Raw genomic sequence first — 23,799 nt, 5'->3', positions numbered from 1 at the left:
AATTCCGAGGGAACCAGATACTCAATAATTATTGCAATTATTGCTGATTGAGACAGCCCCCGGGCGCCCTGCGCTTCGTCTGAAGTGGCCGGCCTTTAACCGCGTGCATTAACTCCTTGTCAACAGATTTGACCAACGATTCCTCCGCCAGGAGATGTGGCCATGAAACGCACGTCCGACCGCAAAGGTCTGTCATCGAGTTTGGTGCACGCCAGCGAGACCACGGGCACGCACCTTGCCCATTGGCCACCGCCCCAACGTGCCATGGAGCGCGGCAAGGAAGCCAAGCCTGTCCTCGTCACGCAGGCCGCGGGCGAACCGGCAAAGCGCGCCAGACCGCGCGGCTGGCGCCTGACGCGCGCGATGTTCTCGGAAGTCGCCGACGACGACTAGCGCCGCTTATTTCTCGGTCGTCTTGCCGGTCGTCTTCAGCTCGCGGTAGCGCGCAGCGCCGCCTTCGCGGATGGTCTGCTGATTGCGCTCGAGCGCCATGGCGTCATCGGGCACGTCGCGCGTGATCACCGAGCCGGAGCCGATATAGGCGCCATTGCCGATCTTCACGGGAGCGACCAGTGACGAGTTGGTGCCGACAAAAGCGCCCTGCCCGATTGTCGTCTTGTGCTTCTTGAAGCCATCGTAGTTGCAGGTGATGGTGCCGGCTCCGATGTTGGAATTGGCACCAACGGTGGCATCGCCGATGTAGGAAAGATGGTTGACCTTGACGCCGGCCTCCAGCGTCGCGGCTTTTGTCTCGACGAAATTGCCGATCCGCGCGCCGTCGCCGAGCGAGGTGCCGGGACGCAGCCGCGCATAGGGACCGATCGAGACGTTCTTGCCGAGCGTGGTCTGCACGATATGTGAGAAAGAGTGGATCACGGTCCCGTCGGCGATCGAGACGCCCGGTCCGATCACCACAAAGGGCTCGATGGTGACATCCGTGCCGAACACCGTGTCGGCGGCAAGATAGACGGTTTCAGGGGCGATCAGCGTGACGCCGGCCTCCATGGCCGCTTTGCGCAACCGGGCCTGCATCACGCCCTCTGCTTCCGCAAGCTGGGCCTTGGTGTTGATGCCACGCACTTCGTCCTCGCTGGTCTCGATCACCACACACTCCCATCCATTGTCGCTGGTAATGCCGACCGCATCGGTCAGATAGTACTCGCCCTTGGCATTCGCGTTGCCGATCTTGTCGAGGATCGCGAGGGCGCGGCGGCCGTCGACCGCCATCACGCCGGCATTGCACAGATTGATCTTGCGCTCGTCCGCACTGGCGTCGGCATGTTCGCGGATCGCGACCAGGCGGTCGCCCTCGACGATGAAGCGGCCATAGCCGGTCGGATCGGCCGCACGAAAGCCGAGCGCGGCAATTGCCGCGCCCTTGGCGAGCGGCGCGCGCAACCGCGCAAAAGTCTCGGCCGAGATCAGTGGCGTATCGCCGAACGCGATCAGGACATCATCGACGCCCCGCGCGATGGCCTCCCGCGCTGCGAGCACCGCGTGAGCGGTGCCGAGCCGCTCGGCCTGGACGAACACGAGCGCATCGGGACGGATCCGCTTCGCCTCATCCGCGACCGCCTGATGATCCGGGCCGATCACGACCGCGAGCGCGGTGCCGGCACCCTGCGGTGCGGCACCGAGCACATAGGCGAGCAATGTCTGGTGAGCGACGGAATGCAGAACTTTCGGCAAGCTGGATCGCATGCGCGTGCCCTCGCCGGCGGCGAGCACGATCGTGAGGCTTGAGCGGGCGGTCATCGCAATCCTGTCAAAAATGGCCGAAACGATCGTCATACCGACGGGCGACAAGCCGATGTCGCCCGAGCTTGTTGCCTTGCTACCCCCGCAAACGCCCGGAATTCAAGTGCGCGTGGGTTTTCCTGTTAATGTTCCTTGATTGATTCGGGGAAGCCAGACAGGGCTGGGCACTCAACGTTCATGGCAAAGGATTCCGACCCACTGGCGGATGCCTTCGGCGACAAGGAGACGGGCGGACTGTTCTCCGGCCTTTTGGCGGAGGAAAGCACGTTCGATCGCCGCATGCTCTGGCGGCTAGGCTCCTGGGGCGCGGCCGCCGTCGGCGCCGTCGTGATCGCCGTGATGGCCAACCAGGCCCAGCTCGGCTGGCGACGCGACCAGGTCGCCTCCGCCGATCTCGCCCGCCAGTCCGACCGGCTCCAGGTGCTGACCAAGGAAAGCCAGCTCGAAACGCGCCGCCTCACCTCCGCGATCGAGACGCTGAACTCCGATCGCGACCGGCTTTATGCGCGCATCACGGTGCTCGAACAGGGGCTCGATTCCGTCACGGGCGCCCTCGCCAGGCAGAACGCGACATCACCCCAGCCGCCGCTCGCCAGGCCGCAGGAGCCGCCCGTTGCGGCCGCGCAGCCCGCGACGCCCGCACCCGAGATCGCGCCGGTCGCCTCGACCGCGGCCTCGCTGGTCGACAGGCCGCGCGCAGGCGCTGGCAAGGAACCCAAGGACAGTTCGAACAAGGACAGCTCGAACAAGGACAGTTCGAAAGACACCGCAAAGGATCCGACGAGCCCGCCGCCGCAGAGCGCTTCCGCCGCCTCGCTCGTACCGCTATCGCCGGTGACGACGTCAGCGGTCCCGATCCCTCCGCTGGTGCCATCGAAGTCGATCATGGCTCCGCCCGATCCGGCCGCATCGAAATTGATCGAATCGAACGCGACCGACAAGGCCGCAGAGAAGAAGCCTGAGCCGACGCCTACCACGACCGAGATTGCCGCGACACCGGCCAGATCGCCGGAAGCAAGCCAGGCAGAACCTTCCGCGATCGCCGTCCAGCAGACGCGCTTTGCGATCGATCTCGGCGGCGCGAATTCGGTCGACGGCCTGCGCGCGCTCTGGCGTGGCCTGAACAAATCCAATCCTGAGATCGCCGCGCTGCGGCCGATCATCATGATCAAGGAAAGCGGTAACGGCCTCGGCATGCAGCTCCGCCTTGGCGCCGGCCCGCTGATCAACGCCGCTGCCGCGGCGAAGCTCTGCGCCGGTCTTGCCGAGAACGACCGCCATTGCGAGACGACCGTGTTCGATGGCCAGCGCCTGTCGATGCGCGGCGGCCCGGACAAGGCCCAAGAGAAGGCTCAAGACAAGAACCAGGACAAGGGCTCAGACAGGAACCAGGACAAGAACGCGGAGAGGAGCCAGGACGCGGTACCGGAAGCTGAAACCGCCCCTGCTGCCGCGCCCGCTGCCAAGCCCGAGAGGCATCGCCGCAGCTACTCCTCCAAGCGCTCGTCAAAGCGCGAGGAGCCGGCGCCTGCACCGGCACCTCAGCCGGCTGCTCAAGCCAAGCCCGAGACGGCCCCGGCAAGTTCGACGCTGTCGTCGTTCTTCAGAAGGTAGGACTATCAGGACATCGGATCGAAGCCGCAGCGTCTCGCCGAAACGAGGCTCCTAAAAAACTGCGGCCAACTGGCTGATCTTGATTGCTGCGCAAATGATCATGCCCCAAAGCGCAAAATTGATCTGCAACGCCTCAGCCATCCCCAACCTCCCCTGTATTCTCGCAGTGACGCTCTCGAACGGCGTGATCTGCTCCTGATCGGATCGGCACGCCCGCGCTTCATGTGCGATGTTAGGCGACCCAGGAACCGTCGCAAATCCGTATCGCTACGGTTCTGATTGCGTTTGGGTGCCGTCAAAAAGGAGAGAGCAAAGGGCCGCGACGCCCGGCATAAAAATGTCCCGCCCCTGTTGCTCCCTCCCGCCATCCCGACCATATTGCCCGCATGACAAAAAAGCCGTTCCGCCTCACGCCCTATCAGGTGCAGTTTCTCATCGTCGTCGGGTTCGTTACCGTCGGCTGGGCGCTCTATGTGCGCTATCTCGCGGTCGAGTTCTCACAGGTGGCGCTCGCATGCGACGCCGGCTTGCAGACCATGATCTGCAAGGCACGCTCGGTGTCGACGTCGCTGTTCAAGAATTCCGTGTTCGGGATCGTCGCGCTCGTGATCGCGACGTTGAACCTGATGCGGCCCTCGATCGTGCTGCTGACGCTCGGCGTCATCGCAGCCGGCCTCGGTATCGTGCTCTACAACATCGTGCTGGCAGGCCTTGCGATCGGCCTGCTCATCCTTGGCTTTGCTCGGCCCGCGCCCGCCACAGCGTGAGCGCGAACAGCAAATAGATCGCGCAGGTCCACATCGCCTGCCAATTGTCGCGGCCTTCGTTCAGCAGCACATAGACCGCCGACAGCGCCAAGAGCCCCGCGAACACCGGTTCCGCAATCGGCCGCACGCCGATCTGCGGCCGGTTCAGCATCAACAGCGCGAACGGCACCACCGCCATCGTCAGCGAGGCATAGGGGAAGTCGCGGTAACGCGGATCGAATACGAATCCAAGCGCGGTCTCGGCCGCGATCACTGCCGTGACCGCCAGGGTCAGGCCGAGCACGGCCGAGAGTTTTGACCATTTGCGGCCCTCGCGCGGACCCAGCAGGTCGAGGAAGCTCGGCAGGTTGCGGCCGATGACAAGCGCCTGCGCACAGAAGATCGGCGACAGGATGCCGGCGAGCAGCAGCGCGCCCCATTGCAGCCAACCGCCCCAACCGTAGCTCTCGTAATACATCTTGTCGGCGGCGATCCCGAGCAGGATGCCCGCCGAGGTCGCGGAGATGCCGACGCCAAGCCACGCCGGGAAGCGCGGCGTCCAGGGCCGGCGACGCAGCGTGATGCCTGCGACCGCGAACACCAGCACGCTGAGGACCATGCCGGCGCCCATGTACCATTTCCAGAACGGGAAGTTGCTGATCGGCTGGCCCGGCGGATATTTCAGCTGGCGCCGCACGGAATCGAACAGGCCCCAATAGCCGCCGACGGTGCCCTCTAACCGCCGCTTCCACGGCTGGTCATAGGCCTCGATCAGGTTGACGCGAAACTTCTGAGTCTTGGCGAGCGCCAGGATTTCCGAGACGACGCGCGCCTGGTTGGTGCGTGACGGCAAAGCTCCGTCGCGCATGCGACCTTCGCTCGGCCAGCCGGTTTCGCCGATCAGGATCTCCTTGCCGGGAAACGCCACCGCCATGCGCTCGCGGATCGCCTCGACATGGGCAGAGGCGAATTTCGCCTTCACCGGCATATCCTCCCAGTAAGGCAGGATGTGAATCGTGACGAAGTCGACGGCGTCATAGACCTCGCGGTTCTTCAGCCAGTATTCCCACACGTCGGCATAGGTCACGGGCACGCTGACCTGCGCTTTGACCGAACGGATGATCGCGATGAGATCCTGTGTCGTCATCTCGCCGCGCAGCAGCACCTCGTTGCCGACCACGAGCGCGGAGATGGTGTCGGGAAATTCCTTGGTGAGGCGGATAGCGGTCGCCACCTGCTCAAAGTTCTTGGCGCGGTTGCTGCCGAGCCAGATGCCCTGGATCACCTTCAGCCCACCGACCTTGGCCGCGACCGAAGGCACCTGGTCGAGCCCGTTCTCGATCGAGTAGGTGCGGACGCAATCGGTGATCTGCTTGAGTTGACGCAGGTCCTGCTCGATCTGGTCGGCTTCGATGTGGGTCCATGCGTTCAACGGCGTCTGCTCGCCGCGGAACGGGGCGTAGGAGACGCATTGGACCTTGTCGTTGGGGTCGATGGGGGCACGCGCGAGCGTGATCGGCGTGGCAAGCCACCACCACACGGCAGCAATCGCACCCAGGGAAACGAGCAGAAGCGCCAGTGGCGTACGAAGAGAAATCGGTTCCATCCTCCGCGAAGGGCCCGTCGATTACCTGCTCGCACGCCGTCTGCCAAGGGGGGACACGGGTGAGGCGCCAGCTCTCTCCGGCGAATCGGCCTGCGGCCGTTGGACCGGGCCGTAGGATCGTGACTTTGCTGGACAAAAATCCAAATACAGGCCAATGGATTTCAAGGAATTTTTCCGCCGCATTGGAGACCCATTTGGACGCCATCACGTCGGCATCCGCGGGGCCCTCCCGCGGGCGGACGGCTGAGATATTGGGGAATTCATGCGGCGACGGGTGTTCGAGTCACGAAATGCGGTCCTGCGGCAGTTCGCCGCCACCTTGGCCGTCACTTCCCTTGTCCTACTGACCGGCCTCGGCAGCGTCTCCGCCCAGAGCGGCGCGCCGGCACCCGAGCAGGGCAAGCAGCCGGCGGCGCAGGCTACCGACGCCGCCAAGGAAGCCAACCAGAATCAGAACCAGAAGCGGATCGACGAGTTCGCCGAAGCTGCCCGAGCCATCAACGGTCCGGGCGGCAACCCTGAATGCGTTTGGCTCGGCCGTCGCGCAGTTCAGTTGATGTACCGGGACGACCTCGATACCGCCTTTCGCCACATCGATCTTTACGACCGTTTTGGTTGCCCCGGCGGCCACATCCAGGCCGCGTTCCGCTGCCTGACCCGCTTCCTCACCCAGATCGACGACAAGGTTCCGAACAGCCTGAACAATCTGACCCAGGCCTGCTGGATCAACCCGGCAGCCCAGCCGCAGCAGACAGCCGCAGCGGCCTCGCCATCGCCCGCACCGACCGCCGGCGGCGCGTCGCAGCCGCAGCCGGCAGCGAGCCCCTCGCCTGCGGCCAGCCCCACGCCGGCACCGTCCAAATAGCCGCAGGCCGGCTTCAGCCCCCGTTCAGGAACGGCCGGCGATATCTGCGGTCGGCACTGCCACGCATCCAAAATTGCCATGCCCTCATAAGGACATGAGGACATGACAGTTGTGAAACCGCGCGGCAGAGATATGCTCCATTTGCCGCGGACTCGGTCGGATCTCGGGGTCGGATCCGCTTCCCTGCCCCTTCAGCCCCTTTTGGTTTAGCCGCGATGCGCGTTGTCGCCGCAGTTCTGTTGCTCGTGTCCGCGCTTCACGCCGGGCTGTGGGGAGTCCTGCGCGACAAGGAACCCGCGCCCGATTTCAAGGGCCTGCTGCCGAGCCTCTCTTACATGCCGTTCGAGCCAGGACATGTCGTCGACCTCAACGTCGACCCCGACAAGATTCGCGCGGACATGAAGAAGCTCTCAACCCTCACGCGGGCCATCCGATGCTACGCGGCGGCAGAGGGCAACGAGCTGGTGCCGCCGATTGCCGCCGAGTTCGGTCTCAAGGTCACGGTCGGTGCCTGGATCGGCAAGGACGAGGACCGCAACGAGCGGGAGATCAAGGCGGCGATCGAACTCGCCCGCAAGAACAGCAACGTCAACGGCGTCGTCGTCGGCAACGAGGTGATCTATCGCGCCGACCAGAAGGTCGAATACCTCATCGAGATGATCAAGAAGGTGAAGAGCGCGGTGCGCGTGCCCGTCACCACCGGCGAAATCTGGAACATCTGGCGCGACAACCCCGATCTCGGCTCCAATGTCGATTTCATCGCCGCCCACGTCCTGCCCTATTGGGAATTCTTCCGCTCGGACCAGGCCGTCGACCAAGCCGTCGATCGCTACAATCTGCTGCGCAACCAGTTCCCCGGCAAGCGCATCGTCATCGCCGAGTTTGGCTGGCCGAGCGCGGGCTATAATTTGCGCAACGCAGACCCCGGCCCGTTCCAGCAGGCGCTGACCTTGCGCAACTTCGTCGGCCGCGCCGAAGCCATGGGCATGGAATACAATATCGTCGAGGCGATCGATCAGCCCTGGAAGTATTCTGAAGGCGGCGTCGGTCCGTACTGGGGTATCCTCAACGCCAACCGCGAGCCGAAATTCGCCTGGACCGGACCGGTCGAAAACCCCGACTATTGGAAGCTGATGACGATCGCACTGCTGGTCGGCATCCTGTTGTCGCTGCCGATCCTGCGCCTGGAGCAGCCCACCGCCAGGCAGGCCTTCCTGCTGTCGGCGGCCGCCAATGGCGTCGGCGCCTGGGCCGCGACCGTGTTCGCGTTCTGGAACGGGCACTATTTCATCTTCGGCTCGGCGTTCGCGCTGACGCTCGGCATGATCCTGCTTGTTCCTCTCGTCCTGATCGCTATGGCCCGCATCGACGAGATTGCGGCCGTCGCCTTCGGCCGCCCGCCGCAGCGGCTGCTCGCCAAGAGCAAGCCGATCGAGAACGTGCCTGACAATTACTACCCGAAAGTCTCGATCCACATCCCTGCGTATTTCGAGCCGGTCGAGATGCTCAAGCAGACGCTCGATGCGCTGTCGCGGCTCGACTATCCGAACTACGAATGCGTGGTCATCATCAACAACACGCCCGATCCCGCGTTCTGGCAACCGATCCAGGATCATTGCCGCGCGCTCGGTGAGCGCTTCAAGTTCATCAACGCCGAGAAGGTGCAGGGTTTCAAGGCCGGCGCGCTGCGGATCGCGATGGATCGTACCGCCGCCGACGCCGAGATCATCGGCATCCTCGATGCCGACTATGTCGTCGAGCCCGACTGGCTGAAGGATCTCGTGCCGGCTTTCGCCGACCCCCGCGTTGGGCTGGTGCAGGCGCCGCAGGAGCACCGCGACGGCGATCTGTCGATCATGCACTACATCATGAACGGCGAATATGCGGGATTCTTCGATATCGGCATGGTCCAGCGCAACGAGCTCAACGCCGTCATCGTGCACGGCACGATGTGCCTGATCCGCCGCGCAGCGATGGACATGGCCGGCGGCTGGTCATCCGACACGATCTGCGAGGATTCGGATCTCGGGCTTGCGATCCAGGAGCTCGGCTGGACCACCCACTACACCCGCTACCGCTACGGCAAGGGCCTGCTGCCCGACACCTATGAGGCCTTCAAGAAGCAGCGTCACCGCTGGGCCTATGGCGGCCTCCAGATCGTCAAGAAGCACTGGCGGCACTTCCTGCCGGGCAAGAGCCGACTGACGCCTGATCAGAAGCGCGAATATGGCCTGGGCTGGCTGAACTGGCTCGGGGCCGAAAGCCTCGGCGTGGTCGTGGCGCTGCTCAACCTCGTGTGGGTGCCGATCGTCGCCTTCGCCGACATCGCCATCCCCGACAAAATCTTGACTCTGCCGATCATCGGCGCCTTCGTCGTCTCGCTCGCGCATTTCCTCTCGATGTACCGCGCGCGCGTCGCGATCAAACCCGGCCAGATGCTGGGCGCCATGATCGCCGCGATGAGCGTGCAATGGACGGTGTCGCGCGCGGTGGCGCAGGGCCTGATCACCGAGCACATCGCGTTCGCGCGCACCTCCAAGGGCGGTCTGTCCAGGATGTCGATCGAGTTCCAGGCGTTCTGGGAGGCCGTCATCGGCACCCTGCTGCTGGTCGGCGCCGGCGTGCTGGTCGCCTCCAACTCTTTCCGCCAGATCACCGAGATCTACATCTTCGCCGGCGTGCTGGTGCTGCAGAGCCTGCCGTTCCTGGCCGCGGTCGCGATCGCCATCCTCGAGCTCAGCCGCATCAACTCGTTCCAGTTCTGGCGCGACAGCGCGATCCGCACCGCCGAGCTGATCGGCCTGCGCCCCGTCGCGCTGCCGACGTCGGGCAAGGCGCAAGCCGTGCCGAGCGAGGTGCGGCGGGAGGCGAACTGACTTCGACGTGGATGACGAACCGCCAAGCGAGGTGAAGGTCTTTAGCTAAGCGGTAGAAACCGCAGCAGAATCCCCGCTCGTACCGCTATCCGCGGCAGCCATTCGCGCTATTGACCTCCGCGTCCCATCCCCCTACACAGCGCGGGCCGAAAGCATGACCCGGAAACATCCGGTTTTCCGCAACGCCAAATCGGCTTGGCGGCAAGACATGCTTTTCCAATGACCGAGACGATGGCGGTCGATCTCTAAAGCCATCAGCGGCCATGGGAGCGCGTAGCTCAGCCGGTAGAGCACGTGACTTTTAATCACGGGGTCCTGGGTTCGAGCCCCAGCGCGCTCACCAAGCAAAATCACTGGACTTTAGCAAGAACTCGAAGCCGACCGAAAAAGCCCTGTGTGGGCCGATCGATTGCCACTTCTGCAGGTCGAGGATACGGAGCGTGTGCCGTCAGGCCTCGGGCCTGGATGGATTGTCGCTGGCGGCAGTGTCACCCTGCTCGCGCGATGGACTAACTCCTTTTCGCCAGTCGACTTTTCGGTCACGGAAGCTCAAGATTCCAGCATCGAAACCAAGCCAGAAAGCGGAGGGTCTCGTGAGCAGGTCGCCCTCAATTGTGCCGATCGCCCCAACCGACCGTGATGTCTATCTCGTGCTTGAGGATTTTGGGGGACGGCTCGGCCGCGCCTGGTGCGAAACTGCCGAAGAGGATACCGGTCGCGCCACGCTGGTGCGGCACCTGACTGAAGGCCAGTACGAACATCCCGCTCGCATCGTCGCCTTCAACACGGCAGAGGGATGGTCGCGCGATGTGACCGCGGACATTGCCGATGAGCTCCGCCGACGCTTTGTCGAGCTGGGCGATGTATCACCGTCTCTGCTCAAGTTTTTGGAAAGGGCCGCCAGGCACTGAAACTCACCTTCCGCAGCTTCCAAAATCCTCGTGAGCTCTATCGGACCACCGCGTCAAAGAGCTGGACTGCCCTCAGCTCTCCGGAACTGCAACCGTCGCCGGCGCCGTCAGCGGAGCACCTCCGACCGAAACCGGCCCGATCGATTTCGGCTGCCGAGCCATCTTGCGCATCAACAACCGGTCGCGCGCGCGCAATCTTGGGAGTGAGGACGTGACTTCCGACATCATCGAACTTTGCAGGGTGTCGATCTTCGCGATCAGCGTCGAAAGCTGCGGCGAGATCTTCTTCACGTCGCCCCGTTCGTCAGTGATGCTCTGGCGGAGTGACATGAGGGTGGTCGAATCCTGCTGACGCAGAGCCGTGCTTTGCTGCAAGGAGGAATTGATCTCCTGCAGCGCGGCGGCCTGTTGCTGCTGTGTCGATTGGATCTCCTTCAAGGCCGCAACGATCGGATCCGGCTTTGGCGCGACCTCATCCTGGCGCGGAAACAGCGCGGCCAGGTTGCTGATGTCGGGCAAGGTGAGATCGAACGGCAATGTATAGATAGCAGCCGCGCCATTGATCGCCAGGGCACACACCGCCAGTGCCAGTACGGATTTCCGGCTCGAACGCTTGAGCAATTCCGGAGCTTTCGGTGCTTCGCGTTCGGCTTCGGATTGGAATGCCGCGGCTGCAAGTGCAGCGCCGTCGAGATGCTCGGCGAAGCCCAGCGTTTCGGATGTCGTGGTCATGCGCATTGACCTCATGAGCGAGCAAAAGGAGGCCGTCGCCGGAACGTCATCGCGACGTCTCCCTTACGCAGCACTCACTTACACAACTGCTTCAAATTGTGAGCATTTCGGATTAATTCCACGTTAGCGACGTGGCCGCCCGGCACGCCCCGTGACCCCGGCCGATTACGGGGCTGCACTCTGTTCCCGCTCCATGCATCTCCTCCAAAAAAAGCCAGGAGACAACCCGCCGGAAAGGTGTAGGCTTCGACAAAATGGGAGGAGCGGCATGTTTGAAATCACCGGTTTCGACACGGCAGGGGTCGTCAACCTCAAGCGGGAGTCTCTGACTGCCGCCCTCAAGAAGGCCAGGGAGCTGATCGAGGACGGATGCCGGGATGTTCAGATCGTCGATCCGCAGGGCCGGGTTTACACCTCGTTTGAGGAGCAGGCAGCCTAGCCGCCCTCGCACAGGGAGTGAGCCATGAAGGAACATGGCCTGGATGGTCGCCACCGGGACAAGGATGGCGAGATCATCAAGAAGCACGGCAACACCCTGATCGGTACGCTGCGCCATATCTATGGGAAGAGTTTTGCGGCCGGGTATCCCGATACGACGAGACTCAGCGAAGTCTTGCAACAGTTGAACGAGACGTCGCTGAGCCAGTTGCGGCGCGATCATCAAACGGGGCATTTGGGCCACAAGATCGACCACGTTCCGAAGTGACCGCCCGCTCGACCCCAGGGCTTGGTCGACCCCAGCGGGATTGCTCCCGAATACCGCGAGGCCGCCGAAAAGCGCCGCGCCGAACAGATCCGTCAACGTGAATGCGGCCACCGCGGATCTGGCGACGGTGCTGCCGGCGCGCGATCAGATCGCGAGCGCGCCTTCAGCCTTTCTTCAGGTATACGGCTCAGCCGCCGATCTCCAGTGTTCGTTGTTGCCGGTGCATGAGTTCCGTCCAGATCCAGTGCACGCGTTGCAAGGTCGATTATCCCGTCAAAGAGACAGGCACATGATCGGTTCGTTTACCTTTGAAAACCTGCCCTGCCGTGTCGTGTTCGGCAGCGGAACGCTCGGCGCGGCCAAGGCCGAGCTCGAGCGCCTCGGCGGCAAGCGCGCGCTGGTGCTGACAACGCCGCAGCAGGAAACGGCGGGCAAGGCGCTGGGTGCCGCCCTTGGCCCGCTCTATGCCGGCCTCTTTCCCGGCGCCACGATGCACACGCCGGTCGAAATCACCGAGCGCGCGATCGCGGCGATGAAGGATTGCGGCGCGGACTGCGTGGTCGCGCTCGGCGGCGGCTCGACCACCGGATTGGGCAAGGCGCTCGCCCTGCGCACAGGCGTCAACCAGCTCTGCATTCCCACCACCTATGCCGGCTCGGAGATGACCCCGATCCTCGGCCAGACCGAGAACGGGTTGAAGACGACGGTGCGCGACAACGCCGTGCTGCCGGAGACCGTAATCTACGATGTCGACCTGACGATGACGCTGCCGGTCGGGCTCACGGCCACATCGGGCATCAACGCCATCGCACATGCGGTCGAAGCGCTCTATGCGCGAGACACCAACCCTGTCACCTCGCTGATGGCCGAGGAGGGCATCCGCGCGCTGGCGCGTGCCCTGCCCGCGATTGCCGCCAAGCCCGACGATCGCGGCGCGCGCAGCGATGCACTCTACGGCGCCTGGCTGTGCGGCGTGTGTCTCGGCACCGTCGGCATGGCGTTGCATCACAAGCTTTGCCACACGCTCGGCGGCACGTTCGATCTGCCTCATGCGGAGACGCACACCATCGTGCTGCCGCATGCGCTGGCCTACAACGCACCGGTGGTGCCCGACGCGATGGCGCGGATCGCGCGCGCAATCGGTGCGTCGGATGCATCGCAGGGGCTTTTCGAACTAGCCAAGCGGTTGGGCGCCAAGGTCGCGCTACGTGACATCGGCATGCCCGAGAGCGGAATCGACAAGGCGGCCGACCTCGCCGTCACCAATGCCTACTGGAATCCGCGCCCACTCGAGCGGGGTGCCATCCGCGACCTCATTGCGCGCGCCTGGGCCGGCGAGACGCCGGTCGCAATCAAAGCGGCGTGACCACAATGAAGCGTACCCTGATCCACTCAGCCACGATCATTACCATGGACGATCGCATCGGCGATGTCGGGGATGGTGACGTGCTGGTCGAGGACGGGCGGATCGCTGCAGTGCGGCCGGGTATCGACGCCGCGGACGCCGAGATCGTCGATGGGCGCGGCGGTACCGTCATTCCCGGTCTCGTCAATGCCTATATGCACACCTGGCAGACGGCGCTGCGCGGGTGGAGGCACTGGCTTGGGTCACAACTTCGGGCGCCCGCATGCTCGGCCGCGAAAGCGAGATCGGCTCGCTGACGCCGGGGAAACGCGCTGATCTCGTGATCATCGATGCCGACGATCTCAATCTCTTCCCGGTCCACGATCCCGTTTCATCAGTGGTGATGCAGACGAGCCTCGCCAATATCGACGCAGTGATGATCGGCGGCAGCTGGAAGAAGCGGAACGGAAAGCTGCTGCTCGACGGGCTGGCGCAGAAGAAGGAATACCTCGCGCAATCCGGCCAGCGGCTGGTGCGGGAGATCGAACGACAAGGGCGCGCCGCAGGATAGCGGCCGATGCGGCCGGACCGGACGATTTGTCACACCCACGGGACCCGAGCTCAGCCCCGCCGCGGCTTCCTCGGAAACAGGCGATCCCTGATGTAGCGCGACGTCGCGGTCAGACGGATTCCGCGCGGCTTCTGCCAGGCGGCGCGGTCGAGCTCCTTCTTGTCGCCGATCGCCAGGCGGCCCTTGGCGCTTTTGGCGATGAAGATCGCATCGCTCATCTTGCGCCCCGAGCGCTTGTTCTTGGCTGTCACTTCCTTCCAGAGGCTGATCCTGCCGAGCTTCAGCTTCGGCAGTTCCTCCCTGATCTCGCGGCGCAGGCAATCCTTGTCGGATTCCCGTGCACGCTTGCGGCCGCCCGGAAACATCCACAGACCGTCCGACCGTCGCCTGACCAACAGAACCTTGCCGCGTTTTGCGGCAACCAGCTTGGAAGACTTCGCCATACCTGTCGTAAACCGAGAAAAAGAATCTGGCGCCATCGTAACTTGTCTATGTCATGAGACAAGTTCCATGGGGGCGCCGCGTCCCGGCGCCATCCCCAATTGTCCACATCCTGCAAATTGGGTTTGACCAGCGAGGCGCCGTCAGGACTCGTCGGCTGGAGGAAATCCGGCTGCAGGCAATTCGGCTGCCCGCTTCTCCGCCGTCCCGATCCATGCGGCCGCCATTTCCCACGCCACCGACAGGATGATCGGCCCGATGAACAGGCCGACGATGCCGTGGGCAAGCGTTCCGCCGATCACGCCGACGAAGATCACGATGGTCGGCGTGTTGAGACCGCGTCCCATCACGAGCGGCTTCAACATGGTGTCGATGAAGCCGACGACGACGAAGAATACGGTGAGCACCAGCGCCGTGGTGACATCCTTGGCGGTCCAGATCCAGATGATGACGGGCAGCAGCACGAGGAACGCACCGATCTGCACGATCGACAACAGCAGCACGATGAAGGCGAGCAGGCCCGCGCTCGGCACGGACGCGAGCTTGAAGCCGATGCCCGCGAGCAGCGCCTGCACGATGGCGACGCCGATCACGCCTTGCGCAACGGCGCGGATGGTGGCGCCGCCAAGCTCGAGAAAGTGCTCGCTCTGCTCTGGCACGATGCGCGACAGGAAACCGCGCCCCGCCGCAACCAGCCGGGGCCCGTGCGGAAACAGGAAGCCGGCGACGAACACCGAGACCAGGAATTGCAGCGTACCGAGGCTGGCATCGCCAGCCAGCGATAGCAGCGGCCCCGCCAGCGGCTGCAGATAGGGCGCGACCTCGCGCAGCACTGCGCGGATGTTGTTGTAGGCCTGGTCCCACAGCTCGAACAGCGTCGGACCGATCAGCGGCCATGACTTGATCTGCTCTGGAGCCGACTGCAGCGCGAGATCACCCGTGGCCAGCTGGTGCGCCAGCTCCCTCCCCCCGTCCACGGCGCTCACGCCGAGCCATGTCGCCGGACCGAGGACAATGCCGAGGGTGATCAAGGTCAGGATGACGGCCGCGGTCTTGGGCCGCCCGCCCAGGATCCTGGCGACCCAGCTGAACGCCGGATAGAACGCGACCGCGAGCACGAAGCTCCAGGCCAGAATCGGCACGAACGGCCGAATGATCAGGAATGTCCAGATGATCAGCAGCGCCAACAGGCCGAGCCGGATCACGAGCTGGATGACGTCTTCGCCCGTCAGGAGTTGACGCAGACTTTTCACAGGCACGGCTTTCCTTGCGGCCTCAACGCGGGTTCCGGCACTTGCGCGGGCCCCGCGTTATTGCCAGCCCCGGGCCGGGCGTCAAGACGAGCGGGAGCCCAAGGGCGCGCCCGGACCGGCGGGACTGCGCGATCCGGACTGAGAGGCGGCGCCAAACGAGCAAATCTGCAATATCTGCCCCCGACCGGGGTTTGCCTAACGACGATTAACCGGATTTCGCTGGGTAGGTTTACGCCGAGGCAAAGGCTCGCATCTACGCTTCACGCCAGGTCCTCGAATACACTTGCGGTGCAATGGCCAACAGCATCTGGACGATCGAAGAATTCACCTGCCCCGGTTGCAGCATGACCTACACCGCGACCCGGGAGGAACATGCCGAGCCGCATTCAGGCCAATTCAAATGCAGCATTTGCAGCGGCTTGGTACACAGCTGGTCCGGCAAGCATCATTTCTTCGGCTGGCAGGCGGTGAAGACCAGGCCGCCGGTGTTCGGGAGACGATGGGCGGGCGTAGGGTGGTAGGCCGAGCTTCTCCGTCATTCGTCCAAGCAGCCGCGTTCTCGGCGCTCTACAGCGTGCGCTGATCCAACTCTCGCTCAACGCTGTTAACGAGAACTGCGGCTTCTGCTGCGCGTCGACACCGGTTAGGCTCCCTCTCTCCGTAACCGCACCCGACCCGCAATGACCGCTCCTTTCGTCGCCCAGATCGCCCTCTATCGTGACTGGCTCGCCCAGCAGCGCGGCCTCACCTTCGCCAATTACGAGCAGATGCGGCAATGGTCGGTGCGCGATCTCGACGGTTTCTGGCGGAGCATCTGGGACTATTACGATCTGCAATCGCCGACGCCGTTTGCGGCCGTCATCACCGAGCGCAAGATGCCCGGCGCGATCTGGTTTCCCGGCGCCCAAGTGAACTACGCACGGCAGGTGTTCCGGCATGTGGACGCGGCGCACGCCGCCGGCCTGCCCGCGATCGTCAGCAGCGGTGAGGATGGCAAGCTCGCCGAGACCAGCTGGCCAGAATTGCGGCGCAAGGCGGCCGCGCTCGCGCTGCATCTGAAGGACCGGGGTATCAAGCCGGGCGACCGTGTCGCGGCCTATCTGCCGAACATCCCCGAGACCATCATCGCATTTCTCGCGAGCGCCAGCATCGGTGCCATCTGGAGCCTCTGCGCCCCTGATATGGCCGCGCCCGCAGTGATCGACCGTTTCAAGCAGATCGAGCCAAAGGTGCTGATCGCCTGCGATGCCGTCACCTATGCCGGCCACAGCCATGACCGCAAGGACGTCGTCGCCGAGCTGCGGCGATCACTGCCGACGGTCGAGCATGTCATCTTGCACAGCGAGGCCGTCGCGCCATCCGCACGGGAGGCCCTGCTCTCCCACATCACCACAAGGGCGGGAGATGCTGTCGACGCGTTCGAGCCGATGTGGCTGCCGTTCGATCATCCGCTCTGGATCGTCTATTCCAGCGGCACCACGGGCCTGCCGAAGCCGATCGTGCACGGCCATGGCGGTATCCTCATCGTGGTGCTGGCGCTGCTCGGCCTGCACAACGACATCGGCTGCTCCTATCACCCAAACTCGTTCGGCGAACGCTATCACTGGTACTCTTCGACCGGCTGGATCATGTGGAACTCACAGGTCGGCGGCCTGCTGAGCGGCACCACCTGCTGCATTTTCGACGGCAGTCCGGGCGGTCCCAAGGACAGGCCGGATTGGTCCACGCTGTGGCGCTTCGTGGCACGGTCGAAAGCGACCTTCTTCGGCGCAGGCGCGGCGTTCTTTGCCAATTGCGCCAAAGCGGACATCGATCTCACCGCCGCCGGCGATCTGGCGCAACTGCGCTGTCTCGGCTCGACCGGTTCGCCGCTCAGCGCCGATACACAAACCTGGTTCAACGATCGTTTCGCAGGCTTGTCGACGATCAACGGCAGCAAGGCGCAAGCCGATATCTGGTGGGCGAACATTTCCGGCGGCACCGACTTCGCCGGCGCCTTCATCGGCGGCAACAGAGAACTGCCGCAGACGCCGGGCGCGATGCAGTGCCGCCTGCTGGGCGCTGCCGTCGAAGCCTTCAGCGAACAGGGTCGTGCCGTGATCGACGAGGTCGGCGAACTCGTCTGCACCGAGCCGATGCCGTCGATGCCGCTCTATTTCTGGAACGACAAGGGCAATGCGCGCTATCGGGCGAGCTATTTCGAGACCTATCCGGACAATTTCGACGGCAGCGGCCGCGGACCGGTGTGGCGGCACGGCGACTGGCTCAAGGTCAATCCAGATGGTTCGTGCGTGATCTACGGCCGCAGCGATGCCACCATCAACCGGCACGGCCTGCGCATGGGCACCAGCGAACTCTATTCCGCGATCGAGGCGCTCCCGGAGGTGCTCGACAGCCTCGTCGTCGACCTCGAATATCTCGGCCGCGACAGCTACATGCCGCTGTTCGTGGTGCTCCGTGAGGGTGTCGTTTTCGACGGCGCGATGCAGGCCAAGATCAACAAGGCGATCGAGGCCGGGCTGTCCCGCCGCTTCCTGCCCAACGAGATTTTTGCCGTCGCCGAGATCCCTCGCACGCTCTCGGGCAAGAAGCAGGAGCTGCCGATCAAGAAGCTGCTGCTCGGCCAGCCCGTCGAAAAGGTCATCAACAAGGAGGCCATGGCCAATCCGGCCTGCCTCGACTGGTATCTCGCCTTCGCGCGCGACTATCTGGCACGAACGGCGGCGTGACGGACGATCGCCTCAATTGCGCCTGTCACGTTTGGACTCCGTTCACCGATCGTCGCTAGATCGGACAGGATCTTCCGCAACGAAAAATGTGCCATGGCCGATCTCAACGCCGTCATCACCAGGCTCAATGACCGCCTGCTCCGCCTCGAGGGCGAGCTGTTCGTGCTGCGCTCGCTGGCGCGCGCGACGCTGACCGCCGGGGACGACCACGGCGCGCGCATGCGCAAGCTGGTCGAAGCCGCGAAGATCGCGCTCGACGACGAGGCGAAGCGCGAGCTCGACAAGCCCACGCGCAAATATGTCGATGCGGCAACGGCGCTGGTGGAGGAGTTGCTCGAGGAGCCGACCGCGGCGCGGCCACTGTTCACCGTGATCCAGGGTGGCCGGCGCGACTGAGCGCGTCAGGTCGGACGTGTCGTGCCATCGTCGGTGGATTCAGCAATGAGCCGGCTGAGGCCTTCCTCGATGATCGCGATCTCCTCGTCGATCTTGTCGATCGGGACGCTGAAATCGTACCGGCCTGACGACCTGCTCTTCAGATCGACCGCGAGCCGCTGCCTGTGCATCATCAGCTCGTCGAGGCCGCGGCGGTTCTTCAGCCGCACATAGGCATCCACGATCTGCTCAATTGCACTTGGCATGAAATGGGTCCCGGCAAAAATGCCGGCGCGGCGCACCCACGCCGGCGAGACATTTTTGGTGTCGCGGTACGCGATACAGATCCGCGACGGATCCGTCGATACGACAGCAAGGTTGAAAACGCGTTACCGTTTGATGATTCCTGATGGCGCGCTCAAAAAAGCCGGGTTCGCCCTGGCCGCGGGGCATCGCAGGTCGCAATGATTTCCCGGGAGCACCGGAACGGCCAGCTGCGCAATCGCGGATTCATCGCAGCCCGCTGACCCCGCGCATTGTTGATAACCGGCGCAAATGCCGCGCAGGTGGTGACAGGGCGGCCTGACGTGTTATCGGGGGATGACGTAGCTGCGAGACGGATCAGACACCCATGCGCATTACCCTCGTCGGCTCCCGCCATTTCGGCGTGACCACCCTGAACATGCTCCGCGAACACGGCGTCGGTGTCGTGCGGGTCGTGGTTGCCGATGCGGACGACCGCTTGGCCGCAACCGCCAAGGCCGCCGGAATCGAGGTGGTGGTGCAGGCCAATCCGAAGTTGGTGGTCGCCTCCGAAATCGCCCCTGACACTGATCTGATCATCACCGCTCACAGCCACGCCCGGATCGGCAAGGACGCGCTGGCAGCCAGCAAGCTCGGGGGGATCGGCTATCACCCCTCGCTGCTGCCGCGCCATCGCGGCAAGGCCGCGGTGGAATGGACCATCAAGGAAGGCGATCCGATCGCCGGCGGCACGATCTATCACCTCGCCGACCGCATGGACGCCGGCGCCATCGCTGCCCAGGACTGGTGCTTCGTGAGGAAGGGCGAGACCGCCCGCGAGCTCTGGGAGCGTGCGCTGGCGCCGCTCGGCCTCAAGCTGCTGGCCGATGTGATCGACTACGCGAAGGTTCACAAGACCTTGCCGTCGAAGCCGCAGGACGAGCAGTTCGCGACCTCCGCGCCGAGTCTGTCTTGAACAAGTCTGTCGTGAGTCGGTCCCGACCCGCGACCGACGTTAAGGATTAACGTCAGGCGGCCTTGATTCCACATCGAAAATCGGAACCCGAAACGCAAATAAACCATTGTTTCCAAAGGAACAATTTTCGACTTTGCAGCGCACCAAACTTCCGTCACATTTGGCCCGAATAACGGTCAGCATATCAGACACATTCAAGGACGGGATCATGCGTTTTGGTCGCATCGCGGCGTTCTGTGCCGCTTCAGTTTTTATTGCCGCCCTCGCCGCCCCGGCGATCGCCCAAACCCCCTTTGACGGCAATTGGCAGGTCACCATCGTGACCAAGACCGGCTCTTGCGAGCCGACCGCGAGCTCCATGCTGACGGTTGCCGACGGCAAGATCACGGCGCCCGGTGCTAACGTTTCCGGCACCATCGGCAGTGGGGGTCTTGTTAAAGTTTCGATCAATGGTGCATATGCTAACGGTCAACTCAGCGGCAACGCCGGATCGGGGAAGTGGAATGGAGCATCTGCAGGCATACCGTGCAGCGGGCGATGGGAAGCATCGCGCCAATAAGCAATTCTGGACTAATTTCCCCAACCGGCGGCTGCTCATGGCGGCCGCCGTTTTGTTTGTGACAGCTGTTGCCACCAGTTCGGAGAGCAAGGCGCAGGCGGGTCCCTTCGCGCCACTGGCGGGCACCTGGAGCGGTGTCGGCACGGTCACCCTGGATGACGGCTCGACCGAGCGGATCCGCTGCCGCGCCAAATACGCCCCGGTCGGCCCGACCATGGAGATGTCGCTGACCTGCGCCAGCGATGCCTATAAGTTCAACCTCGGCGCCGACGTGAAGGCTGAGGGCGGCGCCATCGCCGGCAGCTGGAGCGAGACCAGCCGCAACATCAGCGGCGCACTGCAGGGCCGCGGTGCCGGCGGCAATTACGAACTGGTCGCCTCGACCGCAGGCTTCAACGCCAACATCTCGCTGAAGACCTCCGGGAACAAGCAGAGCGTGAGGATGCGCGCCGACAGCCAGTTCCGCGGCGCCGACATCACGCTGTCGCGCTAAGCCCCGTACGGATTCTGCTCAAACGACCCGGCGACGCATCGCCGGGTCCTTTTTATGCGTTCACCTGCGTCGCCGTGCCAGGCTCGCAATTGCCCGCCTCCTCGCCCCCCCGGTCTGCGCGGCCCGCTCGATGCCGCGGCCCGGCCCCTTCCACGACCGGGCCATGCAAGATGCGGATGAGGACGTCCTCCCGTTTTGTCGTTGTTCGCCGATGCCTTAGCACCCCGCCTTGCATCGCTGCATCGGCAGATTTGGCCGTTGCAAACACCGGCGATGTCGCCGATACCGACCGTCCCGCACGTTTCATCTCCAGCACCCGCCCGATGAGCACGACACCGTCCAAACCGATGGCCGCACTGTGGATGGCCGGCTGGCTGTCACTGATGCTGATCATGGCGGTCGCGGGCCGCGAGACCACGCGCGATCTGAACGTCTTTGAGATCATGGAAGTTCGCTCGCTGATCGGCTTCACGCTGCTTCTGCCGATCATTTACCGCTCCGGGGGCTTCAAGGCGGTCGCGACCAAACGCCTGCCCCAGCACCTCGCCCGCAACGGAGTCCATTATTTCGCGCAGCTCGGCTGGTTCTACGCACTGACGCTGATCGGCATCGGCCAGGTCGTCGCGATCGAATTCACGATGCCGATCTGGACCGCGCTGCTCGCCGCGACCTTCCTGTCCGAGCGCATGACCCCTTGGAAGATCGGCGCCATCGTGCTCGGCATCGTCGGTGTCGTCATGATCGTGCGCCCCGCGACGGGTGAGATCAATCCGGGTCAGTTGATCGCGCTTGCGGCCGCGATCGGCTTCAGCATCTCCATGGCCTTGGCGAAATCGCTGACACGGACCGAAAGCGCCTTGGCGATCCTGTTCTGGATGGTCGTGGTGCAGATGGTCGTCGGCCTGGTGCCGACCCTCTACGTCTGGACCTCGCCGTCGGCCTATCTGTGGGGCTGGCTGTTCGTCATCGGCGTCTGCGGCACTTTTTCGCACTATTGCCTCGCCAGCGCGCTGCGCTACGCCGACGCCACCATTGTGGTTCCCATGGATTTCCTACGGGTTCCCCTCACCGCCACTGCTGGCTGGCTCCTGTATTCCGAACGGCTCGACGTCTGGACCGTGCTCGGCGCGGCGCTGATCCTGTTCGGCAATCTCTTGAATTTGAAGCCGATAGCTCCGGTTCCAGCTCACGCGCAATGAACCTGGGCGCGGCCTGACGCGACAGATCAAGGCGGTCGAGCGTGACTTGGATCACGTTGGAGGGGCCTTCCAGCGGGCACACTTGGCCACAGAGCATCGGGTTGGGTGAGTAGTGGGTCAGTCGTTTTGCTGGCGCGAGGTCGGGCACTTTCGTGTAGCTTCGGCACCAATTTGTTGCTGCTGTCATTCGATTCTGCTGGGGATTTCAGATGCGCACTCTCACCATCATCGTTTCGCTCATGTGCATGGCGCTGTCGGTTAGCGCCGCCAAGGCCGACCGCCGCGTCGCTTTCGTCGTCGGCAACGGCGCCTACAGGAACGTCGCGCAATTGCCGAACCCGCCGATCGACGCCAGGGCGATGGCGTCGACGCTGCGGAATGTCGGATTCGACGTGATCGAAGGATCGAACCTGTCCCGCGACCAGATGACCGAGAAGCTGCTCGAGTTCGGTCGCAAGGCCCAGGGCTCCGACATTGCCGTTTTCTATTACGCTGGCCATGGCATCGCCGTCGGCGGCACCAATTATCTCCTGCCCATCGATGCCGACATCAAGTCGGAGATGGACGTCAAGCTGGGCGCCGCCATCAACATCGACCTGACGCTCGACCAGACCATGGGCGATGCCAAGGTCAAGCTGGTGTTCCTCGACGCCTGTCGCGACAATCCGTTCGCTGCCAAGATCAAGTCGAACTCCGCGACCCGCAGCGTCAATGTCGGCAGCGGTCTCGCGGAGATGAAATCCGGCGAAGGCGCGTTGATCGCTTTCGCCACCGGCCCGGGCCAGACCGCGCTTGACGGTCAGGAGGGCAACAACAGCCCCTTCACCCGCGCGCTGATCGACAACATCACGAAGCCGGGCGTCGAGATCCAGCAGGCGATGACCTCGGTGCGCGCACAGGTGAATGAGGAGACCCACAAGGGCCAGCTGCCCTGGGGCCATACCAATCTGATCGGCGCCGTCTACCTCAACCAGGCGCCGACGACCCAGGTTGCCACCGCGGCACCGACGGCCACCGCGGCGCCGACCGCGGGGGCCGGCAACTCCGAAGCAGAAGTCGAGTTCTGGCGCTCGGTGAAGGAATCCAACAAGCCGGAAGAGCTCAACGCCTACCTCTCCGCTTATCCCAACGGCCAGTTTAAGCCGCTGGCCATGGCGCGGCTCGCGGCCATCCAGAATGGCCCGTCGACCACGACCCGCAATCTCAATGCGGGCGTCGATCCCGCGACCTTCACCGATGAGGCCAGCCAGCTCACCGAGGATCAGATCGGCCTCGACAAGGGCCAGCGTCGCGACGTGCAGCGGCGCCTCAACGGACTCGGCTTCGATACCAAGGTATCAGGCGTGTTCAACGACGAGACCCGCTCGGTGTTGAAGCGCTGGCAAGCCGCCCGCGGCTATCCGTCGACGGGCTTCCTCAACAAGCTCCAGCACAAGGCCCTGCTCTCCGAGATCGTCGCCTCGACGACAACCGCCAGCGAAGACAGCCCGAAGCCGGCCCGGCGCGCCGCTCCCCAGAGCGCGCCTGCCCCCCGCCACAGCGGTGGCGGCGATGCCGGCGCGGCCTTCATGGGCGGCGTGGTCGGCGGCATGATGGGCGGCATGTTCCGCCGCTGAATCGCGACAAACAGAAAAGCCCGGCTCGCGCCGGGCTTTTCTTTGCTCGCCGCAGTCACGGCAGAATGACGTGCTTCCGCACACTCCGTCATTGCGAGCGAAGCGATGCAATCCAGAATCTCTCCGCGGCAACAAGCTGGATTGCTTCGTCGCAAGGGCTCCTCGCAATGACGAGGAGAGAAATG

General features: G+C 63.9%; 25 protein-coding genes, 1 tRNA gene and 1 pseudogene. 21 read left to right on the top strand and 6 right to left on the bottom strand.

What is annotated here, in order from left to right:
- Positions 1 to 162: 162 nt before the first annotated feature.
- Positions 163 to 393, top strand: coding sequence for a hypothetical protein (locus ACVWZ4_RS29290; RefSeq protein ID WP_456703636.1), 231 nt, complete (start codon positions 163 to 165; stop codon positions 391 to 393).
- A gap of 6 nt (positions 394 to 399) precedes the next feature.
- On the opposite strand, the gene glmU is transcribed toward ACVWZ4_RS29290, so the two are convergent.
- Positions 400 to 1,755, bottom strand: a complete 1,356-nt coding sequence (gene glmU / locus ACVWZ4_RS29285) for a bifunctional UDP-N-acetylglucosamine diphosphorylase/glucosamine-1-phosphate N-acetyltransferase GlmU (protein WP_456735174.1) — start codon at positions 1,753 to 1,755, stop codon at positions 400 to 402.
- Positions 1,756 to 1,935: 180 nt separating this feature from the next.
- On the opposite strand from glmU, the gene ACVWZ4_RS29280 reads away from it, so the two are divergent.
- Entirely contained in the window at positions 1,936 to 3,372 is a 1,437-nt protein-coding gene (locus tag ACVWZ4_RS29280; protein WP_456735175.1) for a hypothetical protein, read from the top strand.
- A gap of 386 nt (positions 3,373 to 3,758) precedes the next feature.
- Positions 3,759 to 4,139, top strand: coding sequence for a hypothetical protein (locus tag ACVWZ4_RS29275; RefSeq protein ID WP_456703639.1), 381 nt, complete (start codon positions 3,759 to 3,761; stop codon positions 4,137 to 4,139).
- Here ACVWZ4_RS29275 and ACVWZ4_RS29270 read toward each other — a convergent pair.
- The gene (locus ACVWZ4_RS29270; RefSeq protein ID WP_456790412.1) at positions 4,099 to 5,724 is read right to left on the bottom strand and encodes a glycoside hydrolase family 17 protein; all 1,626 of its coding nucleotides are present in this window, start codon (positions 5,722 to 5,724) and stop codon (positions 4,099 to 4,101) included. The two genes, ACVWZ4_RS29275 and ACVWZ4_RS29270, sit on opposite strands and share 41 nt — an antisense overlap.
- 262 nt (positions 5,725 to 5,986) lie before the next feature.
- Between ACVWZ4_RS29270 and ACVWZ4_RS29265 the strand changes: the two genes are divergently transcribed.
- From ACVWZ4_RS29265 to ACVWZ4_RS29250, 4 genes are all read left to right on the top strand, one after another.
- Positions 5,987 to 6,589 (top strand): beta-1-3, beta-1-6-glucan biosynthesis protein, encoded by a 603-nt coding sequence (locus tag ACVWZ4_RS29265; RefSeq protein WP_456703641.1) that lies wholly within the window; start codon positions 5,987 to 5,989, stop codon positions 6,587 to 6,589.
- Between the two features lie 215 nt (positions 6,590 to 6,804).
- Positions 6,805 to 9,465: a glycosyltransferase gene (locus ACVWZ4_RS29260; protein ID WP_456703642.1), complete on the top strand. Its 2,661-nt coding sequence runs from the start codon at positions 6,805 to 6,807 to the stop codon at positions 9,463 to 9,465.
- Positions 9,466 to 9,732: 267 nt separating this feature from the next.
- Positions 9,733 to 9,808, top strand: a tRNA-Lys gene (locus tag ACVWZ4_RS29255).
- Between the two features lie 250 nt (positions 9,809 to 10,058).
- Positions 10,059 to 10,376, top strand: a complete 318-nt coding sequence (locus tag ACVWZ4_RS29250; protein ID WP_092234867.1) for a hypothetical protein — start codon at positions 10,059 to 10,061, stop codon at positions 10,374 to 10,376.
- A 72-nt stretch (positions 10,377 to 10,448) separates the two neighbouring features.
- Here the strand turns inward: ACVWZ4_RS29250 and ACVWZ4_RS29245 are convergent, their stop codons facing one another.
- Complete coding sequence (locus ACVWZ4_RS29245) at positions 10,449 to 11,108, bottom strand: hypothetical protein (protein WP_456703643.1); 660 nt, start codon at positions 11,106 to 11,108, stop codon at positions 10,449 to 10,451.
- Between the two features lie 268 nt (positions 11,109 to 11,376).
- Between ACVWZ4_RS29245 and ACVWZ4_RS29240 the strand changes: the two genes are divergently transcribed.
- From ACVWZ4_RS29240 to ACVWZ4_RS29220, 5 genes and pseudogenes are all read left to right on the top strand, one after another.
- Positions 11,377 to 11,547, top strand: a complete 171-nt coding sequence (locus tag ACVWZ4_RS29240; protein ID WP_177243495.1) for a hypothetical protein — start codon at positions 11,377 to 11,379, stop codon at positions 11,545 to 11,547.
- A 24-nt stretch (positions 11,548 to 11,571) separates the two neighbouring features.
- Positions 11,572 to 11,814, top strand: coding sequence for a hypothetical protein (locus ACVWZ4_RS29235; RefSeq protein WP_456703644.1), 243 nt, complete (start codon positions 11,572 to 11,574; stop codon positions 11,812 to 11,814).
- Positions 11,815 to 12,103: 289 nt separating this feature from the next.
- A complete protein-coding gene (locus ACVWZ4_RS29230; RefSeq protein ID WP_456735202.1) occupies positions 12,104 to 13,180 on the top strand; it encodes a maleylacetate reductase in 1,077 nt (358 codons plus the stop codon).
- A gap of 5 nt (positions 13,181 to 13,185) precedes the next feature.
- A complete protein-coding gene (locus ACVWZ4_RS29225; protein ID WP_456735203.1) occupies positions 13,186 to 13,476 on the top strand; it encodes a hypothetical protein in 291 nt (96 codons plus the stop codon).
- Positions 13,407 to 13,730 (top strand): annotated as a pseudogene (locus ACVWZ4_RS29220) (amidohydrolase family protein); the annotation flags it as partial. The gene ACVWZ4_RS29225 and the pseudogene ACVWZ4_RS29220, both read left to right, overlap by 70 nt.
- Before the next feature lie 50 nt (positions 13,731 to 13,780).
- Here the strand turns inward: ACVWZ4_RS29220 and ACVWZ4_RS29215 are convergent.
- Both ACVWZ4_RS29215 and ACVWZ4_RS29210 read right to left on the bottom strand, forming a co-directional pair.
- Positions 13,781 to 14,173, bottom strand: coding sequence for an NUDIX hydrolase (locus ACVWZ4_RS29215; protein ID WP_177243494.1), 393 nt, complete (start codon positions 14,171 to 14,173; stop codon positions 13,781 to 13,783).
- Positions 14,174 to 14,314: 141 nt separating this feature from the next.
- Positions 14,315 to 15,430: an AI-2E family transporter gene (locus ACVWZ4_RS29210; protein WP_456703646.1), complete on the bottom strand. Its 1,116-nt coding sequence runs from the start codon at positions 15,428 to 15,430 to the stop codon at positions 14,315 to 14,317.
- Between the two features lie 287 nt (positions 15,431 to 15,717).
- Here ACVWZ4_RS29210 and ACVWZ4_RS29205 point away from each other — a divergent pair, with 287 nt between their 5' ends.
- From ACVWZ4_RS29205 to ACVWZ4_RS29195, 3 genes are all read left to right on the top strand, one after another.
- A complete protein-coding gene (locus ACVWZ4_RS29205) occupies positions 15,718 to 15,945 on the top strand; it encodes a hypothetical protein (RefSeq protein WP_456703647.1) in 228 nt (75 codons plus the stop codon).
- Positions 15,946 to 16,104: 159 nt separating this feature from the next.
- A complete protein-coding gene (locus tag ACVWZ4_RS29200; protein WP_456741686.1) occupies positions 16,105 to 18,153 on the top strand; it encodes an acetoacetate--CoA ligase in 2,049 nt (682 codons plus the stop codon).
- Positions 18,154 to 18,246: 93 nt separating this feature from the next.
- Positions 18,247 to 18,549, top strand: coding sequence for a hypothetical protein (locus tag ACVWZ4_RS29195; RefSeq protein ID WP_456703649.1), 303 nt, complete (start codon positions 18,247 to 18,249; stop codon positions 18,547 to 18,549).
- A gap of 5 nt (positions 18,550 to 18,554) precedes the next feature.
- On the opposite strand, the gene ACVWZ4_RS29190 is transcribed toward ACVWZ4_RS29195, so the two are convergent.
- A complete protein-coding gene (locus ACVWZ4_RS29190) occupies positions 18,555 to 18,794 on the bottom strand; it encodes a hypothetical protein (RefSeq protein ID WP_456703650.1) in 240 nt (79 codons plus the stop codon).
- Between ACVWZ4_RS29190 and ACVWZ4_RS29185 the strand changes: the two genes are divergently transcribed.
- From ACVWZ4_RS29185 to ACVWZ4_RS29160, 6 genes are all read left to right on the top strand, one after another.
- Positions 18,793 to 18,996 carry a hypothetical protein gene (locus tag ACVWZ4_RS29185; RefSeq protein ID WP_456790411.1) on the top strand — a complete coding sequence of 68 codons (204 nt, stop codon included), beginning with the start codon at positions 18,793 to 18,795 and terminating at the stop codon, positions 18,994 to 18,996. The genes ACVWZ4_RS29190 and ACVWZ4_RS29185 overlap by 2 nt on opposite strands.
- Before the next feature lie 163 nt (positions 18,997 to 19,159).
- Positions 19,160 to 19,747 (top strand): formyltransferase family protein, encoded by a 588-nt coding sequence (locus ACVWZ4_RS29180; protein WP_456703651.1) that lies wholly within the window; start codon positions 19,160 to 19,162, stop codon positions 19,745 to 19,747.
- Between the two features lie 208 nt (positions 19,748 to 19,955).
- A complete protein-coding gene (locus tag ACVWZ4_RS29175) occupies positions 19,956 to 20,306 on the top strand; it encodes a hypothetical protein (RefSeq protein WP_456703652.1) in 351 nt (116 codons plus the stop codon).
- Positions 20,251 to 20,799: a hypothetical protein gene (locus ACVWZ4_RS29170; protein ID WP_456735205.1), complete on the top strand. Its 549-nt coding sequence runs from the start codon at positions 20,251 to 20,253 to the stop codon at positions 20,797 to 20,799. The genes ACVWZ4_RS29175 and ACVWZ4_RS29170 overlap by 56 nt, the downstream gene beginning before the upstream one ends.
- Positions 20,800 to 21,122: 323 nt before the next feature.
- Complete coding sequence (locus tag ACVWZ4_RS29165) at positions 21,123 to 21,998, top strand: DMT family transporter (protein ID WP_456705286.1); 876 nt, start codon at positions 21,123 to 21,125, stop codon at positions 21,996 to 21,998.
- Between the two features lie 209 nt (positions 21,999 to 22,207).
- Complete coding sequence (locus ACVWZ4_RS29160; protein ID WP_456741685.1) at positions 22,208 to 23,614, top strand: caspase family protein; 1,407 nt, start codon at positions 22,208 to 22,210, stop codon at positions 23,612 to 23,614.
- Positions 23,615 to 23,799: the final 185 nt, after the last annotated feature.

The organism is Bradyrhizobium sp. USDA 4472 (assembly GCF_054058595.1).
Note: the sequence above shows the minus strand (reverse complement) of the source record. Positions and strands in the feature narration are given on the sequence as shown.